Below are 19,781 nucleotides of genomic sequence, written 5' to 3' on the forward strand. Positions count from 1 at the left end.
AGGCCCGCCAGGCCGCGCGTTGTGTTCGCGTTACTCCGCCGGCGTCGGCGTGCGCTTGAACATCCGCGTCGCCGTGATCTCGCCGTGCACCGTCTCGCCATCGGGGTCCTGTTGCGGAAGTCCCGGCCGCAAGTGCTCTTCCACGCTGATGTACTTGAGCCCTGCCCGCAGGTCGGCGTCATTGCGCAGCCGGATGACCAGCGGGAACTCCGCGAGCGCGGTCGTGTCGAACAGCCCCGTCGTGTAGAGGAGCTGCACACCGAGAGCGTCGGACACGGCTCGCTGGAGCTCCAGCAGATACGTGGCGTTGGCACGGCCGATGGGGTTGTCGAGGAACAGCGTGCCCGCGTGCCGGTGCTTGTCACGGCCTCGGTCGTTGCTGCGCAGCGCGGCCATCGTGCAGTACAGCGCGATCGCGGCCGTGAGCAGCTGGCCGCCCGAGAAGACGTCGCCCATCTGCCCGACCGGCACCCGCTCGGCGCGCAGTACGGCGTCCGGCTTGAGGATCTCGACCGAGATGCCCTTCGGCTGGAGCGCGGCCTGAACACCCCTCAGCAGCAGTGACATTCCGTCCCTGCGCAGGTCGGAGTTCTTCTTGAGTGCGGCGCTGGTCGCCTCGTCGATGACCTGGCCGAGCCGCTCGACGAGCGTCGCCTGGTCCGGCTCCTCGAAGCGGATCCGCAGGAATTCCTGCCCGGACCATTCCCCGAGCCCTTCCGGCAGCTGGGAGAGCCGCTGGGCCGAGCGGAGTGTGGCCAGGGCCGACTCGACGAGACCCCGGAGCCGGTCGACGATGCTGTCGCGGTTGCGCTCCAGCTGCGCCAGCTCGTCGGTCAGCACCCGCAGCCGGGGCTCGAACGCCGCCGCCCACGCCGCCGCGTGCTCGGGCAGCGAGGCGGCCGGCAGCTCGCGGATCTGCTGGCGGGCGGGGGTGCGTACCTGCTCGTACCGCGTGGAGTTGGCATGCCGTACGAGTACATCGCTCGCCTCGCGCACCGATGCCTCGGCACCGGACAGGTCGGACGCGCACCCGCGCAGCAGCCGGCGGGACTCGACGGCGGACTGCCGCGCCTCCTCCAGGGTGCCCGGATACGGATCGGGCTCCTGGGCCCCCTCGTCTTCCTGCTGGTGGTCCCTGAGCAGGTCGCGCAGCAGCGCCGCCGTCTCGTCGAAACCGCCCGCCGCGTCCTCGGCCGCGCGGTGTGCCCGCAGCAGTTCGGCGTGAGCGGCGCGGGCGGAGTCCAGCGCGTCGGTGCGGGAGGCGAGTTCGGACGTGGCCGTGCGCAGGAGCGTCTGCGCGTGTTCCGCGTCGGCGGGCACGAGGTCGTCGGGCAGCTCGGTGTGCGCCGTGCCGTCCTCCGGGGCGAGGCGCTCGGCCTCGCCGCGGAGCCTGCCGAGCTGCTCGCTCGCGGTGGAGGCCCTGGACTCCAGCATCTGTACGAGTGATTCGGCGCGGGCGACGGCGGCCTGACGGGACGGGCCGTCGGCGCCGTCCGTGCCTTCCAGCATGAGGGCGGCCCGGGTGCGGACCTTGTTGCTGAGCCGGTTGAGTTCGGCGAGGGCGGCGCTCTCGTCGCTCTCCGCCCTGGCCTGCTCGGCGCGCAGGTCGGCGCCGACGCCGACCTTCTCGTACAGCTGGGAGGCAGCGCGGTAGGCCTCGCGCAGCGCCGGCAGCGCGACGCGCGGTGCGTCCTGGTCCGGCTCGGGCAGTGTCTCGGGCGCGCCGGCGATCTCGGCCCGCTCGGCGCGCAGGGTGCGCGCGGTCCGGTGGGCGTCGTCGGCGGCGCGCTGGGCGGCGCGGCGGTCCTCGTCGGCCGCCTTGGCGTGCTCCAGACAGACCGTCGCCCTGGCCTCCAGCTCCGCTGCCTCATCGGTCAGTTCGCGTACCTTGACCAGCCAGCCGGCGCGTTCGCGCAGGCGGTACGCGAGGCCCGCGAGGGCATCGGCCACGCGACGGGCACGCTGGGCGGCGTCCTGCCGCTCGTCCCTGATGCGGGCGGCGTCGGCCGCGGCCTCGTCGGCCTCGGCCCGTACCGTGCGGGCCTCGGCGAGCACGGCTTCGGCTGCCTCGGCCGCCGCACCTGCCGTCCTGGCCGTCTCCTCCAGCTCGGCCAGCATGCCGGGCGGGCAGTCGGCACGCCAGGAACCGAGACGGGCCGCGAGCGTGCGGTCTCCCGTCAGCCGGGCCGCGAGCCTGCGGATCTCCTCGTCGCGGGCGGTCGCCCTGGCGCGCAGCGCCTGACGCTCCTCGTCGGCCGCGTGCTCGTCGTGCATCGCCGGGTTCGGCGGTACGAGGAAGACGTCGGCGCGGCCGGACGGGGCGTCGCCCGGAGCCGGGACGGGCGCGAGGAGTGCGGCGGCGGTGCCGACGGCGACGGCCGAGCGGGGCAGCAGCGCGGCGCCGGCGAGTGCCTCGCGGGCTCTGACGTGCGCGTCGGGGTCGGTGATGACGACGCCGTCGACGAGTTCGGGCCGGGCGGCGAGCACGGCCGCGTGGTCGGCGGGGTCGACGGCCTGCGCGAGGTAACGCCAGCCCGGCAGCGCGGGGATGCCGTGTTCGCCGAGGAACTCGACGGTGGCCAGAACGTCGGGGCCGGGGGGCAGCAGCCCGCCGTCGCCGAGCGCGCCGAGGATGCGCGCGTCGTCGGCGGCGGCGGTACGCAGCTCGAAGAGCTGTCGTTCGGCGGACGTGATGCCCTGGTCGAGGAGGACGAGGAGATCCTCGGCGTTACGGTCCAGCTCCTCGACGGTGAGCGGTCCTCCGGCGGAACGCCGGCGGGAGCGGACGGAGTGCGCGGATGCGGCGGGGCGGCCGAAGGCATCCGTGCGGGCGGCGGTGCCGGTGGCAGCGCCGTCGGCCGTATCACGTCGGCCGGCTGCGTCACGGTCTCCGGTCGCGCCTCGGTCGGTGTTCGCGTCTCCGGGCCCGTCCATAGGCCGGTCGTCCGCCAGGCGGTCCCCGGCGCCGTCGTCGGTCCACGTCGCGTCGTCGCCGGCCCGAGTGGATGCGCCGTGGTCAGCGCCCGCTTCCGGCCCGGTGGGGCCGTCGGCCGGGTCCCCGACAGTGCCGTGTACTCCTTGCCGCGGCGGACGGCCGTCGGCGCCCACGGCTCGCGCCGCCGCCCTGCTGTCCGTCGCGCCCGCGCCCCGGCGGGGCTGCGGTACGCCCTTGCCGGCGGTCGGAACGGCCGATGGCAGACTGAGCAGTTCCGACAGGCGGTCCTCCGCCGCCAGCGACTCCGCCGCTCGGCGCTCCGCCTCGTACGCGTGCTCAGCGCTCTGTGCGGCGTCCGCCGCGCGGGCCGCCCCCAGTTCGGCGCGGGCCTCGGCGCCTGCGGCCTCCTTCGCCCGGTTGGCCGTCGCACCGGCGGCTTCGCGCGCCGTGTCCCAGGCGGCGACCGCCGTCTTCTCCGCGTCGGTCGCGGCCAGCGCGGCGCGGGCGGGGTCGGCGTCCGGGGCCGTGTCGTCGAGCCATCCGGCGCGTACCGCCTCCGCCGTCTCCTGTTCCACCTCGGTGAGTCGCTGGCGCAGGTGTCCGGCCTCGCTGCGGGCACGCTGTGCCTGGGTCGCGGCCGTGGTGGCGTCGCGGTGCGCCGCCTCGCCCGCCTCCTGGAGGGCGGCAGAGCGCTCTTCCTCCTCGGCGGCGACGCGCTCGCCGTCCTCTGCCGCCGCGTGCAGTGCCCGTACGAGCTCACCGGCGGCCGTGGCACGGGCCGCCAGCGCCGGGGCGGCGTCCCGCTCGGCCTCGCGGATGGCGACGGCCACCCGCGCGGCGCGGTCCGCGGCGGCGCGGTGGCGCAGTACGGCCTCGGCGGCCTGCCAGGCGGCGTGCAGCGTGCGGGCGTCGGCGAGCTCGCGGCGCTGCGCTCCCGCCGCCTTCTCGGCGGCGGCGAGGGCCAGCGAGGCGTGCCGGTAGGCGAGTTCACTGGCGATCAGGGAACTGCGGCTGCGCGCCTGCTCGGCCTCGGTGACGATGTGCGCCGTGGCGGTGACCTGCTGGGCGAGCTCGGCGGTACGGGCGCGCTCCTCGCCGGCCCGGGCGGAGAGCCTGCGGGCCAGCGTACGGGTCCTGCGCTCGGCGCCCGCGTGGACGTCGCGGGCGCGCACGCGCGTCTCGGCGGCGTCGACGATGCGGCCTAGCAGGTCGACGGAGCCTGCCGTGAATTCCCGCTCGGCGGTGAGTTCGGCCCGGCGGCCGAGCTTGTTGCCGAAGCCGTGGACGAGGTCGGCGAGGCCGTCGGTGTCCCGGGTGTCGGTGACGGCGCGCAGCAGCAGGTCGGTGAAGTCGGAGTCCTTCTTGACCGCGAAGAGGCCGGCCGCCTCGCCCTCGTCGGCGTTCATCTCCCGCTGGTAGCGGAAGAGTTCCGGGTCGAGTCCGAGGTCGCCGAGGTGCTCGTTCCAGCGGTCGTGGATCTCTTCCCAGTGGATGTCGAGATGCGGGTATGCCTTGCCCGCGTCGGTGATCGCGTCGCGGAAGCCCTTCATCGTGCGGCGACGGCCCTGCGCGCCCGACACCCCCTCGCCGTACGGACGGACGGCGGTAGACTCCGCGACCGGCAGCGAGTCGAGGCTGAGTCCGGGGCCCGGCCGGAAGGAGTACCAGGCCTCGGCGAACTTCCGCGGGTCGTTGGACACCTGCCGTCCGCGCCACTCGCTCACCTTGCCGACGACCACGCACTCGCCGGTCCTGGTGTGCTGCCACTCCAGCGCGACGTGGCCGCAGTCGTCAGCGAGCAGGAACTTGCGCAGTACGCCGGAACTCGCGCCGCCGAGCGTGTTCCGGTGACCCGGCAGCATCACCGAGAAGATCAGCTTGAGCAGGACGGACTTGCCGCCGCCGTTCTCCAGGAAGAGCACGCCGGCGGGCGCGGGCCGGCGCGGCGGGCCGACCGGCTCCTCCTGGAAGAACTCCGCCTGTGTGGGGGCGGGGTTGGGCACGGGCTCGCCGACTCCGCGCAGGTCAAGCACGGTGTCGGCGTAGCGCGCACCGGCGGGCCCGATGGAGTAGAGGCGGACCCGGGACAACTCGTACATGGCGGCGGACTCTCGTCGTAAGTCGTGAAGCGGCAGGTGTTCGGCGGCCGGCCGGTCGGACCGTCGACTCTCCGTCGACGCCGGCCGGCCGGGGGTCAGGCGTGGAAGGGCAGGCCGGCCTCGGCGGTCAGTTCGAGGTCGTCGGCGTCCGACGGCGGCACGAGCGTCGCGCTGCCGTCGGTCACCGGCACCACGCCCAGTTCCAGCAGCTCGGCCATGGCGGCGCTGCCCGCCATGTCGCGGACCTGCAACTGGTAGCGGGCGGTGGTGCGGTAAGCCCCTCCGGCGTCGTCGCCCGTGCGGTGCAGGAAGCCGGAGTCGGTGAGGAAGGCGACCGCCTTGCCGACGATGCCGGTGGTGGAACCGGCCAGCCGTCGCGCGTCCTTGGTGGCACCGGTCGCGCTGCGGCGGGCGTAGATCCTCCAGGCGGCTTCGAGGCCGGGAGCCTCGGTGGCCGGGTCGGTGTTCTCGCCCTGCTCGTCGGCGTGCTCCTCCAGGCGGCGGCAGGCCTGGCGGACGAAAGCGTCGACGCCGTTGACCGTTATGCGACCGATGTACCCGTCGTCGGCGAGGTCTTCGGGGCGGGGGAAGGCCAGCGCGGCGACGGCGAGGTGGGCGAGGCCGTGCAGGAACCGGTCGGCGGAGTCGGCGGAGGCCCGGCGGGCGTAGTCGCCCATGCGTACGGCGAAGACCGAGTCCTCTCCGGCGGAGACGGCCATGCCGGCACGTGGGGAGACTTCGAGGACGATCAGCCCGAGGCCGGTCGCGACGGCGTCGGCGAGCCGGGCGAAGGCGGGTTCTTCGCGGTACCGGCGGAGGAGGTCGGCGTACTCCATGTCGCGGGCGGGCAGCAGCTTGGGCTGCAGCCCGAAGGACACGAGGCGGGCGGCGTCGGCCGCGTCGGCGGGTGTGACGGGGTGCGTGACGGCGCCGTGCGCGGCAGGAGAGGGGGCGGTCGCGGGCGCCCCGCCGGGGGCGGCCGCGGAGGCCGTTTCGTCTGCGACGGCGGCGTCGCCGACGGCTCGCCCGCCCCACGCGTCGGCGTGCTCTGCGCGGTGGTCGCTCACGACTGCTGCTCCTCGGTACGGAAGTCTTGGGTTTCGGGTGGGGACGGCATGGCGCGCCCTGGGTCCGGCGCACCGGGAGTTCCGGTTACGGCGCTGTGGGCGCCGCCCGCCGGCTGCCCGTGCGGTGTCCGGCGCAGCGGCGACACGTGGTCGAGCCGTGTCCGGCGGCTCGGCGCGTCGGGGCGCGGTGCGCACCGGAGCGGCGCTTCATCGTGCGGTGCGCGGCCAGTGAGCGCGCGCCCGAGCGGGGCGCGTGCGCGCAGCACGCGACCACACGGAGCGGCCCTGCACGGTTCGTGGCCGTACGACGCACGCTCGCGCCGGGCCGGCGAGCGGCCGTACAGCGCATGCCCGTACGGCGCGTGTCCGCACAGCACGCGCTCGCGCGGTACGAAGCCGCACAGCCCGTGGCGGCGCAGCGCGTGTACGTACGTCGCCTCCGCCCACGGCGCGCGACCGGCGGGCCGTGCCGTCGCGGGCCGCCCGGAACCGCCCGCGGCCAGTGTCGCCAAGGCCGGCTGCCGTGCCATCGCCGTGACGGACCTGCCAGGTACGGAGACGTCGGCGCCGTAAGCGCCGCTATCGGCGTGGTGTCTCGTCGTCATGCCGCCTCCGTCCGGTCCGCGGTCATCCCGGCGGCATCCAGCAGCGCCATGCCCACTATCAGGTCGGCGCCGCCGAATTCCGGGTCGTCGAGCTCGGTGCCGTCGTCCACCGCGAACAGCAGGCGCTTCTCACCCTGCCGGTAGGCCGTGCCGACCGGCGGGCTCGCCGCGTGGACCGCGAGGAGTGCGACGAGGTACGGCAGCTCGGGGTCGCGGCGCCGCGCGTCGGCCAGCAGCCCCGAGAGCCTGCGCGGCGCGTCGTGCGGCAGGTCGAGGAGCTCCATGGCGTTCGCCAGCTGCTCCTCGCTGAACCGGCTGTCGTCGGGCGTGGCGATCAGGTCCGGCTCCGGCATCTCGGCGCCCAGGTGCTCCCGCTCAACCGGCGGGGTCAGCAGTATGTCGACCAGGTCCCCGACGCGTACCGACACGGGGGTGCGCAGGCCGGTGCCGTGCGCGAAGAAGGCGTCGGTCACCCGGATCGCCTGCTCGACCGGCAGCGGCAGCAGCGGCGCGACGAGCTGGCCGTACAGGTCGAGTCCCGCCCGCGCCGTGGGTGTCGCGAAGGCCTGACGGTCCTGCTCGGCGCGGAACAGCGGTCCGGCGTCCAGCAGCCTGGACTGCAGCTGCGTGTGCCTGCGGATGCAGTCCTTGACGATGTCGACGAGTTCGGCGGCGCGCCGCTTGTGCTCGGGCTCCTCCGCTTCGTCCCGCGCCTTGCGGATGTTGGTGAGGATGGCGTTCTCGTGCCGGTAGCGGTCGGCGACATGGTCGAGCGCCTCGGCGATCATGTCCGGGACCGCGTTGAGCCAGTCGACGGCGCGCACGTTGCGCCGGGTCGCCTCCAGGGTCCTGCGGAGCGTCTCGGCGTACTGCACGGTCCGGTAGCGGGCCTGCTCGGCGGCGAGCTGGGCGTCGGCGAGCCGGCCACGGCTGATCAGCACTTCGAGCTTGACCTCGGCGGCGATCTGCGCGCTGGTGACGTCCGTGTCGAGGGCACCGACGAGGACGTTGACCGCCTCGTCGGTGGTCCGCAGATAGACGCTGCCGCCGTATCCGGGGACCTCCTCGATGAGCTTGAAGTCGTAATCCCTGCGCACATAAGCCCCATCTGGGCCGAATGTGCCGTAAACCGCACGGAAGCCACGATCTACGCTGCCGACGTTGATCAGGTTCTCCAGCACCCAGCGGGCGACACGCTCGTGTTCGGCGAGCGGGCGACGCGGGGCCTGGGCCCCGACGCGAGGGAGCAGCCTGGCCACTATCTGCTCGTGGTCGGCGCCCGTGTCGAAGTCCATGTTGAGGGTGACGAGGTCGATCGCGGCGAGCGCGACTTCCGCCATGGCGTAGACCGAGTATTCGCCCGCGAGATTCGCCTTGCGCACGTCGAGATCGTGCAGCGGCGCGGTGCAGGCGAGCGCGCGGAGCCGCCGCGCGAGCCCCTCGTCGGCGGCCGGGCCCTGTGCGGGGCGCGGCCCCGCGCTGAGCTGGGGCGGAACGAATTCCGTCGATGCAGGCGAAGTCACGTGGCACAGATTAGGTCCTCGCACTGACAACGGTGGAAACGGCGCAGAAGCGACCCCACCCGCAGGGCCGGATCAGCGGGGCCGCAAGCCCCTCACGTCTCCCAGTTCCCGGTCTCGATGTGGCGTGCGTACACGTCGACGAGCTGAGCGCGCGAATCGTCGAGATAGCCGGCGAGCAGCTGTTCGGCGGCCGCGTTGTCGCCCGCGCGCAGGGAATCCAGAATCTCCCGGTTTCGTACGAGATAAGGCTCGTGCAGCCGGCGCGGATCGGCCACGACGTGGAAGGCCAAGCGCAGTTCGGCGAGGACGCTGCGCATCAGCTCGTCGGTGCGGGGGCTGGCGGCGAGGGCGACGAGTTCGCGGTGGAAGTGGATGTTGGCGGTCGATACGCCCTTCCATTCCCGCAGGCCGACCGCCCGTTCGCCGTCACCGACCGCCTTGTCGAGGCCGTCGAGCGGGAAGGGCGGTGCGCCGAGGCCGCGGACGACGGCACACTCGATCAACCGCCTTATGCGATAAATGTCCTCTACGTCCTCGACGGCGAGGACCCGGACGAAGACTCCGCGGTTGAGCTGGTGGACGAGCAGCCGCTCATGGCTCAGCAGCCGGAACGCCTCGCGCAGCGTGTTGCGCGAGACGCCGAGCGCCTTGCCGATGCCGTCCTCCGACAGGCGCTCCCCGGGCGGGAAGTAGCCCTCGGCGATGCGGGTGCGGAGGATGTCCGCGACTCGCTCCGCCGTGCTGGTGCGGCCCAGCAGCGGGCGGTCGTCGGCCAGCCCGCCGACCTCGGACTGCGTCGTCCTCACAGCGCGTGTCTCCTTCGGCTCTCCCGCACCGGCCGATATCACCGGGCGCGCGATGTCCATCGTAGAAGCAAGAACGAACCGACATGACTCTTGTCGGATCGTTCAACAATCCCCTACCTTGACGTCACCGCACGGTCTCCAGCGCCCTCCTCCCCCTCCGCGAGGTGCAGATGAGTACCACCCAGACACAGCCGCAGCAGAACGAACTCCCCGACGACAACGGCGCTTTCGCCTGGCTCCGCGCCCTCGGCCCGCGCGGGCGCCGCGCTTTCGGCGGGGCGTTCGGCGGCTACGCCCTCGACTCCTACGACTTCTTCACGCTGCCGCTGAGCATGGTGGCGATCTCCGCGTACTTCAGCCTCAGCACCGGGCAGACCGGCCTGCTCACGACCGTCACCCTGGTCGTCTCCGCGATCGGCGGAGCCGTCGCCGGCATAGCCGCCGACCGCATCGGCCGCGTGAAGGCGCTGATGATCACAGTGATCACGTACGCGCTGTTCACCGTGCTGTGCGGGTTCGCGCCCAACTACGAGACGCTGCTGGTCTTCCGCGCGCTCCAGGGCCTCGGGTTCGGCGGCGAGTGGGCGGTCGGCGCGATCCTGGTCGCCGAGTACGCCTCCGCAAGGCACCGCGGCCGTACGCTCGGGGCGATCCAGAGCGCCTGGGCGGTCGGCTGGGCGCTCGCGGTGATCGTCTACACGGTGGTCTTCCAGTTCCTGGACCCTGACACGGCCTGGCGCGTGATGTTCTGGACCGGTGCGCTTCCCGCGCTGCTGGTGATCTATGTACGCCGTCATGTCAGCGACGCTCCGGAAGCGGCGCAGCGGCGTCTCGCGAGCAGCGACAAGGGTTCGTTCACGGCGATCTTCAAGAAGGACCTGCTGCGCACCACACTCTTCGGTGTGCTGCTCTCCACCGGCGTCCAGGGCGGTTACTACACCCTCGCCACGTGGGTGCCCACCTACCTGAAGACGGAGCGGGGTCTCACTGTCGTCGGCACCGGCGGCTATCTGACCTTCCTCATCTCGGGTGCCTTCATGGGCTACCTCACCGGCGGCTACCTGACCGACAAACTGGGCCGCAAGAAGAACATCGCCCTGTTCGCGTTCCTGTCCGCAGCATGCATCGTCGCCTACACCAACATCCCCTCGGGGGCGAACAATGTGGTGCTCGTGCTCGGCTTCCCGCTGGGGTTCTGCATGTCGGCGATCTTCAGCGGCTTCGGCTCGTTCCTCAGTGAGCTCTATCCGACGGCCGTTCGCGGGACCGGCCAGGGCTTCACGTACAACACGGGGCGTGCCGTGGGGGCGTTCTTCCCGACTCTGGTCGGCTTCCTGGCGGGGAGCTGGGGAGTGGGCGGCGCGCTGATCTTCGGCGCGATCGGTTACGGGCTCGCTGTACTGGCTCTGTTCGGGCTTCCCGAGACGCGCGGAAGGGAGCTCCAGTGAATACTCGTGCTCGGACCGACGAGGAAGCGGATGTGTACACGGCCTCTGTTTCGATCGATCTCAACGCCGATCTGGGGGAGGGCTTCGGGCGCTGGCGGCTGACCGACGACGAACAGCTCCTTTCCGTCGTCACCAGTGCCAACGTCGCCTGCGGTTTCCATGCCGGTGACGCAGCCACCATGCGCCGCGTCTGCGATCTGGCGGCCGAGCGCGGCGTGCGGATCGGCGCCCAGGTCTCGTACCGCGATCTGGCCGGCTTCGGGCGGCGCTCAATGGACGTCCCTTCGAACGAACTCGCCGCCGAAGTCGCCTACCAGATCGGAGCGCTGGAAGTGTTCGCGAGAGCGGCTGGTTCCCGCGTCTCGTACGTCAAGCCGCACGGCGCGCTCTACAACCGTGTGGTGCGCGACGAGGAACAGGCCGCCGCCGTGGTCGACGGTGTGCTGCTGGCAGGTGGCGACCGGCCGGTTCTCGGGCTGCCCGGATCGCGGTTCCTCGACATCGCCGCCAAGGCCGGGCTGCCGGTCGTCGCAGAGGCGTTCGCGGACCGCGCGTACACGGCGGAAGGGACGCTCGTTCCGCGCGCACAGGAGAACGCCGTTGTCACCGACCCCGGAACGGTCGTGGAACGTTCCGTCTCCATGGCCCGGTTCGGCGTCGTCACCTCGCGCTGCGGCCGCCCGGTCGGTGTGCGCGCCCGCTCGCTGTGCCTGCACGGTGACACCCCCGGCGCCGTCGGCCTGGCCCGCCGTGTACGGGAACGCCTGGAGTCGGCCGGCGTTCGTGTGGAGGCCTTCGTATGAGCCCCATGAGGGCGCTGCCGGTCGGTGACAGCGCCCTGCTGGTCGAGCTCGACAGCGGTGAGGCGGCGGAGGCCCTCCATGCCGAGCTGCTGCGGCGTCGCGCGGAGGGCTCGCTTCCCGCTGTGCGGGAGATCGTCCCCGCTGCGCGCACCGTGCTCCTCGACGGCCTCGAAGACCCGGAGCGTCTCGCGGAGCGACTGGCCCGATGGAAGATCCCGGCGCTCGCTTCCGGCGCCGGGAGCGTGATCGACATCCCGGTGCGATACGACGGTCCCGATCTCGCGACGGTGGCCGGGCTGTGGGGCGTGCCGTCCGGGGAGGTCGGGGCGATCCACTCGGCGGCGGTGTTCCGGGTGGCGTTCTGCGGGTTCGCGCCCGGGTTCGGCTACCTGACCGGTCTCGCGGAGCGGTACGCCGTACCCCGCAGGGGCACGCCGCGCACGGCGGTGCCTGCGGGTGCCGTGGCACTGGCCGGTGAGTACACCGGGATCTATCCGCGTTCCTCCCCGGGCGGCTGGCAGCTCATCGGCTCGACGGACGCCGTTCTGTGGGACCACGCGCGCGTGCCTGCCGCGCTGCTCACTCCGGGAGCGCGGGTGCGCTTCGTGCCGGAGGAGCTGTGACGGACCGGGCTTTCGCGGTGGTACGGGCGGGTGCGCTGACGTCCGTACAGGACCGGGGGCGGCCCGGTCACGCGCATCTCGGGGTGCCCCGCTCGGGTGCGCTGGACCGGCCGGCGAGCGATCTCGCGAACCGGCTGGTGGGCAACCCGGTGGAGGCGGCCGTTCTGGAGACGACACTGAACGGCTGTGCGGTACGACCCCGCTGCGCGGTCACCGTGGCGGTCACCGGAGCCCCGTGCCGGGTCACGGTGGACGGACGCCCCGCGGCGTGGGGCGCACCCGTGCGCGTGGCGGCGGGCGAGGTACTGGAACTGGGACACGCGGCGAGCGGCGTACGGAGCTACCTCGCGTTCGCCGGAGGCATCGCCTGTGAGCCCGTGCTGGGCAGCCGCTCGACCGATCTCCTGTCCGGGCTGGGGCCCGCTGCCCTGACCGACCGTGCGGTGCTGGCGCTGGGCGGCGGACCGGGGCAACCCGCGTACGCCGATGCCGTGCCGTGGCAGGGCCCCCCGCGCGAACTAGTGCTGCGGGCCGGTCCAGGACCGCGTACGGACTGGTTCACCGCACGGGCACAGCGCACCCTGACCACAGCGGTCTACCGGGTCTCCTCCGCGAGCAACCGCATCGGTCTGCGCACGGACGGCCCCCCTCTGGAGCGCGCAGTGCACGGTGAACTGCCCAGTGAGGGCATGGTTCTCGGCGCCGTGCAGGTGCCCCCGGACGGGCGCCCTGTGATCTTCCTGGCCGACCACCCCACAACGGGGGGATATCCGGTGATCGCGGTCGTCAGGGAGCGGGACCTCGCCGCGGCGGCGCAGGCCGCGCCCGGTACACCGATCCGTTTCGTCCCCGCCGGGAGGCGCTGAGGCCGTCGGGCCCCAGGAGTCCCGGGCAGCCCCGCGGTCGGCCTCGCGAGCTCAGGAGCCGTCCGGGACGCCGTATCCGCCCCCGCCAGGCGTCCGGATCTCCAGGACGTCCCCGGGGCCGGCCTCGGCCGTGTCGCAGCCTTCCAGGGGTGTGACCGTACCGTCGGCACGCTCGACGAGGTTGCGGCCGGTCGCTCCCGGGCCGCCGCCCGCCATGCCGTACGGCGGGACGCGGCGGTGGCCGGAGAGCAGCGCCACCGTCATCGGTTCGAGGAACCGGATTCTGCGCACGGCCCCGCAGCCGCCCCGCCACCGGCCCTCTCCCGCGCTGCCCTCGCGTACGGAGAAGCTCTCCAGGCGCACCGGGTAGCGCCACTCCAGCACCTCGGGGTCGGTGAGGCGCGAGTTGGTCATGTGGGTCTGCACCGCGTCGGCCCCCTCGAATCCGTCGCCCGCCCCCGAGCCGCTCGCCACGGTCTCGTAGTACTGCACGCGGTCGTTGCCGAAGGTGACGTTGTTCATGGTTCCGGAGCCTTCGGCCTGGACGCCGAGCGCGGCGTACAACGCACCCGTCACCGCCTGCGAAGTCTCGACGTTGCCCGCCACCGTTGCCGCCGGGTGGACGGGCGCGAGCATCGAGCCGTCAGGGACCCGCACCTCCAGTGGTTTCAGGCAGCCGCTGTTGAGCGGGATCTCGTCGGTGACGAGCGTCCTGAAGACGTACAGAACGGCCGCCATGACCACCGACTTGGGGGCGTTGAAGTTCCCCGCCTGCTGGGGGGCCGTGCCGGTGAAGTCCAGCACCGCGCTTCGGGCCTCACGATCCACCCGCAGGGCGACCTGGATCACGGCTCCGCTGTCCGTCTCGTAGCGGTACTCGCCGTCCCGCAGCCCGGCGACGATACGGCGCACGGATTCCTCGGCGTTGTCCTGGACGTGCCGCATGTACGCCTGGACCACGTCCAGTCCGAACTGATCGACCATGCGCCGCAGTTCGGCGATGCCCTTCTCGTTCGCGGCGATCTGCGCGCGCAGGTCGGCGAGGTTGGTGTCCGGGTCGCGCGACGGATGGGCGGCGGTGCCCAGCAGTGCGCGCGTCTCGTCCTCGCGCAGCCTGCCGTCCCGCACGAGAAGCCAGTTGTCGAAGAGAACGCCCTCTTCGTGCACGGTCCGGCTGAAGGCGGGCATCGAGCCGGGGGTGATGCCGCCGATCTCGGCATGGTGCCCGCGCGAAGCCACCAGGAAGCGCAACGGCCCCCCGTCGACGTCGAACACGGGTGTCACCACGGTGATGTCCGGCAGGTGCGTACCGCCGTGGTACGGGTCGTTGATGGCATACACGTCGCCGGGGCGCATGGCACCCTCGTTGCGCCGCAGCACCTCCTTGATGGACTCCCCCATCGAACCGAGGTGTACGGGAATGTGCGGGGCGTTCGCGATCAGATTGCCGTGCGCGTCGAAGAGCGCGCAGGAGAAGTCCAGCCGCTCCTTGATGTTGACGGAGTGGGCGGTGTTCTCGAGGCGTACGCCCATCTGCTCGGCGATGGCCATGAACAGGTTGTTGAACACCTCCAGCATGACAGGGTCCACGTCCGTACCGACCGCCGTTCTGCCGGGACGCGGGCGCACGCGCGTGAGCAGCAGATGCCCGCGTTCCCCGGCGGCCGCCTGCCAGCCGGGGTCGACCACGGTCGTGGCGTCGTCCTCGGCGATGACTGCCGGTCCTTCGACGGTGTCCGTGGGCCGCAGGTCGTCGCGCCGGTACAGCGGGGTGTCCTGCCGCCGCCCCTCGGTGAACATCCGTACCGTCGCACGGGGCGTCAACGCTCCCGTGCGCGGGCGCCCTTGCGTGACGTTCCCGGGAACATCACGTCCGGCCGCGCCGACCGCCTCGACCGAGACCGCTTCGACCACCAGCGGCTTGTCCATGAGGAAGGCGTACCTCGCACGGTGGTCGGCCTCGAAGGCCGCGGTCATGTCCTGGACGCCGCCGAGGGCCACGGGCAGGCTCGCGTCCGTACCGGCGTAGCGGATCAGCACGCGCGCGTGCGTGCTGATCGCCACGTCAGCGCTGCCGTCGGCGCGCAGTTCCTCGCGGGTGCGTCCGGCCAGCCGGTCACAGAGTTCCCGTACGTGCGCGAGCGCCTCCTCGTCGAGTTCCGCCTCGACGGACTGCTCGCGCATGGCGGTGGCGTCGGCCAGCCCCATGCCGTACGCCGAGAGCACACCGGCCAGCGGCGGGACGACCACGGTGTTGACGCCCAGGGCGTCGGCCACTGCGCACGCGTGCTGTCCGCCGGCACCACCGAAGCTGGTGAGGGCGTACCGGGTGATGTCGTGACCGCGCTGCACGGAGATCTTCTTGACGGCGTTGGCCATGTTGAGCACAGCGATGTCGAGGAAGCCCGACGCGACCTCCTCGGGGCTGCGCCGTACCCCCGTCGCCCCGGCGACGTCCTCCGCGAGCCGCGCGAACCCGCTGTGCACCGTCCCGGCGTCCAGGGGCTGGTCACCGTGCGGTCCGAAGACGGCGGGGAAGTGGTCCGGCTGGACGCGTCCGAGCATCACATTGGCGTCGGTGACCGTGAGGGGGCCACCGCGCCGGTAGCAGGCGGGCCCGGGAACGGCTCCCGCCGAGTCGGGGCCGACCCGGTAGCGCCGGCCGTCGAAGTGCAGCACGGAGCCGCCGCCCGCCGCGACCGTGTGGATGTTCATCATCGGAGCGCGCATGCGTACGCCCGCCACCTGAGTGCCCAAGTCCCTTTCGAACGCGCCGGCGTAGTGCGACACATCGGTGGATGTGCCGCCCATGTCGAAGCCGATGACGCGCTCGAATCCCGCCTGTTCCGAGGTACGGGCCATTCCGACGACGCCGCCCGCCGGGCCCGAGAGCACGGCGTCCTTGCCGCGGAAGTGTGCCGCCTCGCGCAGTCCGCCGTTGGACTGCATGAACATCAGGCGGACGCCTCGCAGTTCCCCTGCGACCTCGTCGACGTACCGGCGCAGGATGGGCGAGAGGTACGCGTCCACGACCGTCGTGTCGCCGCGCGGCACCAGCTTGATCAGCGGACTGACCTCGTGCGAGCAGCTCACCTGCGTGAATCCGAGTTCACGTGCGGCGGCGGCGACAGCGGACTCGTGCGCCGGGTGGCGGTAGCCGTGCATCAGCACGACAGCGGCACTGCGGAAACCGTCCTCCCGCGCGGTGCGCAGTTGCGCGGTTACGGCCGCGAGGTCGAGCGGCCGTACGGTCGCGCCGTGCGCGTCGATCCGTTCCGGGACCTCGACGACGTGCTCGTACACCGCCTCGGGCAGGACGATGTGGCGGTCGAAGAGCCGGGGGCGGTTCTGGTAGGCGATGCGCAGTGCGTCCCTGAAGCCTTCGGTGATGACCAGTACGGTCGGCTCTCCGCGCCGTTCCAGGAGCGCGTTGGTGGCGACCGTCGTACCCATCTTGACGGTGCCGATGCGGTCGGCCGGGACCGGATCGTCGGGCCCGAGCTCCAGTGTCAGCCGGATCCCGGCGACGGCCGCGTCCCGGTAGCGCTCCGGGTTGTGCGAGAGCAGCTTGCGGGTGACGAGCCGCCCGTCGGGCCGCCGGCCCACCACGTCGGTGAAGGTGCCGCCACGGTCGATCCAGAAATCCCAGCGCCCGCTCATTCCCCCATTCTGGCAAGCGGCGGTGCCGATACGGCGGCGAGCGCGGCCGAGAGCGCCTGCGAGGCGCGCAGATCGAGCCGTGCGCCGGTCCCGCGTGCGCCGTGCCGTACCTCCGCCGCGGCCAGGCCCAGGAGTTGCGGCAGGAGGTCGGTGGAGCGGCGCGCCAGCCATCCGGTACCCGCCGTCAGGAGCCACAGGAGAGCGGCCGCACGGGTGGGCGGGGGCTGCTCGGGTTCGTGCCCCGGCGGGGCGCCGTTCGCGAGCCCCCGGGTGGCGAGCAGCGCGTGGAAGCGTGCGGCGATCAGCCGGTGACCGCGCTCACCCGGGTGCAGCCTGTCCGCACTCCAGAGGCCTCTGTCGGCCACCCAGGGGCCCTGCGCGACGTGCAGGTGCACGGCTCCGTAGCGCGCGGACAGGACGTGCACGACGGCGTTGACGGCGTGCTGTCTGCGGGCCAGCGGACGGGCGAGCGGAGCGGGCAGGCCGAGCATGGTCCCGGGATCGGGCAGACAGGCGGTCAGCAGTACGGCGCCGCTCGCGGTCAGCGCCGAGCAGACCGAAGCCAGCCGGACGGCCACATCGTGGATGTCGAAGCTCCGGCGGAGGGTGTCGTTGACTCCGACGACGACCGACGCGATGTCGGGGGCGTAGGCCAGGGCTCGGGGTGCCTGGCGTTCGGCGACGTCGTGCGTGAGCGCCCCGCTCACGGCGAAGTTCCGGAACTCCGCCGGCTCACCGCACGACGCGAGCCCCTCGGCGAGCAAGGCGGCCCAGCCGCGCCATGCGCCGTCCACCGGATCGCCCACGCCTTCGGTGAGCGAGTCTCCCAGCGCCGCGAACCGCACCGGCCGGCCGAGGGCGGGGGCAACCACCGCGCGGGCCGGAAAGACCCGGGCGACGGTTCCGGTGCCCGCGTGGGCTTCCGGGGTCATGTCGTCGCCTCCGGCGTCCGTGCGGGCGCCTTCGCATCGTGCACTGCCAGGAACGCCTCCACCGCCGCGGGCCACCCGAAGAGCTCCGCGCGGGCCCTCGCCGCCGTGCGGCGCACCTCCTCGGGGCGGGCGAGCAGGTGCCGTACGGCGTCCGCGAACGCCTCTCCGGAGTCGGCGGCCGCCAGCCCCGCGTCCCCGACGACCTCCGGCAGCGCGGAGGACGCGCTGGCGACGACCGGAGTGCCGCAGGCCAGCGCCTCGAGTGCGGACAGCCCGAAGGTCTCGGCGGGCCCCGGGGCCAGGCAGAGGTCCGCCGAGGCCTGAAGGTCCGCCAGTTCGCCGCGGTCCGCCACGTGTCCGAGGAAGACGGCCGGCAGCCACTCGGTACGCGCCCTTCGCGCCAGCCTGTCCCGCAGGGGCCCGTCCCCGGCGACCGCCAGTGCCGCCCGCACGCCGTTCCCGCGAAGGGCCGCAAGGGCGTCCAGAGCGGTTCCCGGGTGCTTCTCCACCGACAAACGCGAGCACAGCAGGAGCAGTACGTCGTTCCCGTGTGCGTACCGCGCGCGCAGCGCCGTACTGCGGCGCCCCGGCCGGCACGCGCGCAGATCGACACCCAGGGGAGCACGCACGACATTGCGCGCGCCGATGCGTACGAACTCGCGCTCCGCCCACTCCGTGGTACAGACGATCCGCGAGTACGCGCACGCGCTGCGCTCGTTCAGCCGGTCCGCCGTGCGTCCGGCGACCGGCTCCGGCAGCCCCCAGGTGCGCAGCACCCCGTCCGCCGTCTCGTGCGACACCATCACCGACGGCACCCGGTGGCGCCGCGCCCACTCCCCCGTCCAGCGCAGCGACGTACGGTCGGAGACCTCCAGCCGGTCGGGTGCGAGCGTCTCGAGAAGCCCCCGCAGCCTGCGGCGGCCCGCGAGGACCCGGTAACCGCCGGTCCCGGGCAGCACCACGCCCGGGAGGGTGATCACACGGCCCTGGGGGGTGAGTTCGTCGCTCTCGTGCTCACCCGGCACAACGAGCACCGGCTCGTGGCCGGCGGCCAGATATCCGCGGCCCAGTTCCCGCAGGGCGGTGCGCAGCCCGCCCGACGACGGGGTGACGAAATTGGCCAGCCGTACGATCCTCAGCGCCCCGCCGTTCCCGTGCCCGCTCATGCCGCCACCGCCGTCCGGTCGCGCAGTACGTCCGCGTAGTGGCCGATCAGCTGATCGCCGACGACGGCCCAGGTCCTGCTCTCGACGTCCGCCCGGCCCGCCCGACCATAGGCGGCGCGCAGTCCCGCGTCGTCGGCAAGCGCTGAAACGGCCGTCCGTACGGCCGCCGCGTCGCGCGGCTCGACGAGCAGCCCGGTGTTCCCGTGACGGACGAGGTCGAGCGGGCCGCCCGCAGCCGGAGCGATCACGGGAACGCCGCTCGCCATGGCTTCCTGCACGGTCTGGCAGAAGGTCTCGTACGGTCCGGTGTGCGCGAAGACGTCCAGGGAGGCGAAGATCCGGGCGAGTTCGCCACCCGTTCTGCGCCCCATGAAGAGGGCGCCGGGCAGCGCGGCCCGCAGCGAGGGCTCGCTCGGCCCGTCCCCGACGATCACGACCCGTACCCCCGGAAGCCCGCACACGCCCGCGAGCAGCTCGACCTGCTTCTCGGGCGCCAGCCGCCCGACGTAGCCGACGAGGAGTTCCCCGCCGGGTGCGAGGGCGCGTCGCAGCGCCTCGTCCCGCAGGGACGGCCTGAAGCGCTCCGTGTCCACCCCGCGCGCCCACAGCCGGACGCGGGGGATCCCGTGCTCCTCCAGATCGCGCAGAGCCGCCGTGGAGGGCGCGAGGGTGCGGTCGGCCGCGCTGTGTACCGCCCGTATGCGGCGCCAGGCGGTGCCTTCCCCGGCGCCCATGTACGTACGGGCATATCCGGCGAGGTCGGTCTGGTAGACGGCGACGGCCGGGATGCCCAGCCGCGCGGCGGCCGCCATTCCGCGCACCCCGAGCACGAAGGGGCCGGCCAGGTGGACGATGTCGGCCCGGTGGGCGGTAAGCGCGGCAGCCACCCTCCGGCTGGGCAGCGCCACCCGGACCTGCGGATAGCCGGGCAGCGGCAGAGACGGCACCCGCACGACGGGGTACGGCAATGCGCTGTCGGAGCCGGACAAGGAGGTACCGGACCAGGAGCCGGACCAGGACCCGGACGAGGAGCCCGGGCCGGACCCCGCCCCGGCCGCCCCGGCCGCGGCCGGGGCTATGACGAGCGGCTGGTGACCGCGGGCGGCCAGGTGCCGGGCGGTCTGCAGGGCGCAGTGGGCAACGCCGTTGACGTCGGGCGGAAAGGACTCGGTGACGATGACGACACGCATACGCATATCCGTGTTGTCGTCGCGCCATGAGTGTCCAGGCCGACTTGGATCTTTCCGG

13 protein-coding genes are annotated in these 19,781 nt (G+C 73.0%); 4 read left to right on the forward strand and 9 right to left on the reverse strand.

The window, feature by feature from the left end:
* Positions 1-30: 30 nt before the first annotated feature.
* From ACWIHY_RS33955 to ACWIHY_RS33975, 5 genes are all read right to left on the reverse strand, one after another.
* A complete protein-coding gene (locus ACWIHY_RS33955) occupies positions 31-5,034 on the reverse strand; it encodes a hypothetical protein (protein WP_454380223.1) in 5,004 nt (1,667 codons plus the stop codon).
* Positions 5,035-5,129: 95 nt separating this feature from the next.
* Positions 5,130-6,101 (reverse strand): hypothetical protein, encoded by a 972-nt coding sequence (locus ACWIHY_RS33960; RefSeq protein WP_454380225.1) that lies wholly within the window; start codon positions 6,099-6,101, stop codon positions 5,130-5,132.
* The gene (locus ACWIHY_RS33965; protein WP_454380227.1) at positions 6,098-6,706 is read right to left on the reverse strand and encodes a hypothetical protein; all 609 of its coding nucleotides are present in this window, start codon (positions 6,704-6,706) and stop codon (positions 6,098-6,100) included. Before ACWIHY_RS33965 ends, ACWIHY_RS33960 begins: the two co-directional genes overlap by 4 nt.
* The gene (locus ACWIHY_RS33970; protein WP_454380229.1) at positions 6,703-8,229 is read right to left on the reverse strand and encodes a hypothetical protein; all 1,527 of its coding nucleotides are present in this window, start codon (positions 8,227-8,229) and stop codon (positions 6,703-6,705) included. The genes ACWIHY_RS33965 and ACWIHY_RS33970 overlap by 4 nt, the downstream gene beginning before the upstream one ends.
* Before the next feature lie 92 nt (positions 8,230-8,321).
* A complete protein-coding gene (locus tag ACWIHY_RS33975) occupies positions 8,322-9,035 on the reverse strand; it encodes a GntR family transcriptional regulator (protein ID WP_454380231.1) in 714 nt (237 codons plus the stop codon).
* A gap of 170 nt (positions 9,036-9,205) precedes the next feature.
* Here ACWIHY_RS33975 and ACWIHY_RS33980 point away from each other — a divergent pair, with 170 nt between their 5' ends.
* Genes ACWIHY_RS33980 through ACWIHY_RS33995 form a run of 4 tightly spaced genes read left to right on the forward strand, consistent with a single transcriptional unit; the run spans position 9,206 to position 12,775 of the window.
* The gene (locus ACWIHY_RS33980) at positions 9,206-10,483 is read left to right on the forward strand and encodes an MFS transporter (RefSeq protein ID WP_454380233.1); all 1,278 of its coding nucleotides are present in this window, start codon (positions 9,206-9,208) and stop codon (positions 10,481-10,483) included.
* Positions 10,480-11,286, forward strand: a complete 807-nt coding sequence (locus ACWIHY_RS33985; RefSeq protein ID WP_454380235.1) for a LamB/YcsF family protein — start codon at positions 10,480-10,482, stop codon at positions 11,284-11,286. The genes ACWIHY_RS33980 and ACWIHY_RS33985 overlap by 4 nt, the downstream gene beginning before the upstream one ends.
* Positions 11,287-11,291: 5 nt before the next feature.
* Positions 11,292-11,909 carry a 5-oxoprolinase subunit B family protein gene (locus ACWIHY_RS33990; protein ID WP_454380260.1) on the forward strand — a complete coding sequence of 206 codons (618 nt, stop codon included), beginning with the start codon at positions 11,292-11,294 and terminating at the stop codon, positions 11,907-11,909.
* Positions 11,906-12,775, forward strand: coding sequence for a 5-oxoprolinase subunit C family protein (locus ACWIHY_RS33995; protein WP_454380237.1), 870 nt, complete (start codon positions 11,906-11,908; stop codon positions 12,773-12,775). The genes ACWIHY_RS33990 and ACWIHY_RS33995 overlap by 4 nt, the downstream gene beginning before the upstream one ends.
* A gap of 51 nt (positions 12,776-12,826) precedes the next feature.
* On the opposite strand, the gene ACWIHY_RS34000 is transcribed toward ACWIHY_RS33995, so the two are convergent.
* The 4 genes from ACWIHY_RS34000 to ACWIHY_RS34015 are packed head-to-tail and all read right to left on the reverse strand — an operon-like array spanning position 12,827 to position 19,723.
* Positions 12,827-16,435, reverse strand: a complete 3,609-nt coding sequence (locus tag ACWIHY_RS34000; protein ID WP_454380239.1) for a hydantoinase B/oxoprolinase family protein — start codon at positions 16,433-16,435, stop codon at positions 12,827-12,829.
* Entirely contained in the window at positions 16,432-17,367 is a 936-nt protein-coding gene (locus ACWIHY_RS34005; protein ID WP_454380241.1) for an SGNH/GDSL hydrolase family protein, read from the reverse strand. Before ACWIHY_RS34005 ends, ACWIHY_RS34000 begins: the two co-directional genes overlap by 4 nt.
* Positions 17,364-18,533, reverse strand: coding sequence for a glycosyltransferase (locus ACWIHY_RS34010; protein ID WP_454380243.1), 1,170 nt, complete (start codon positions 18,531-18,533; stop codon positions 17,364-17,366). The genes ACWIHY_RS34005 and ACWIHY_RS34010 overlap by 4 nt, the downstream gene beginning before the upstream one ends.
* Positions 18,530-19,723 carry a glycosyltransferase family 4 protein gene (locus tag ACWIHY_RS34015; protein ID WP_454380245.1) on the reverse strand — a complete coding sequence of 398 codons (1,194 nt, stop codon included), beginning with the start codon at positions 19,721-19,723 and terminating at the stop codon, positions 18,530-18,532. The genes ACWIHY_RS34010 and ACWIHY_RS34015 overlap by 4 nt, the downstream gene beginning before the upstream one ends.
* Positions 19,724-19,781 lie beyond the last annotated feature (58 nt).

The sequence above is a fragment of the Streptomyces sp. NPDC055287 genome, assembly GCF_053646035.1.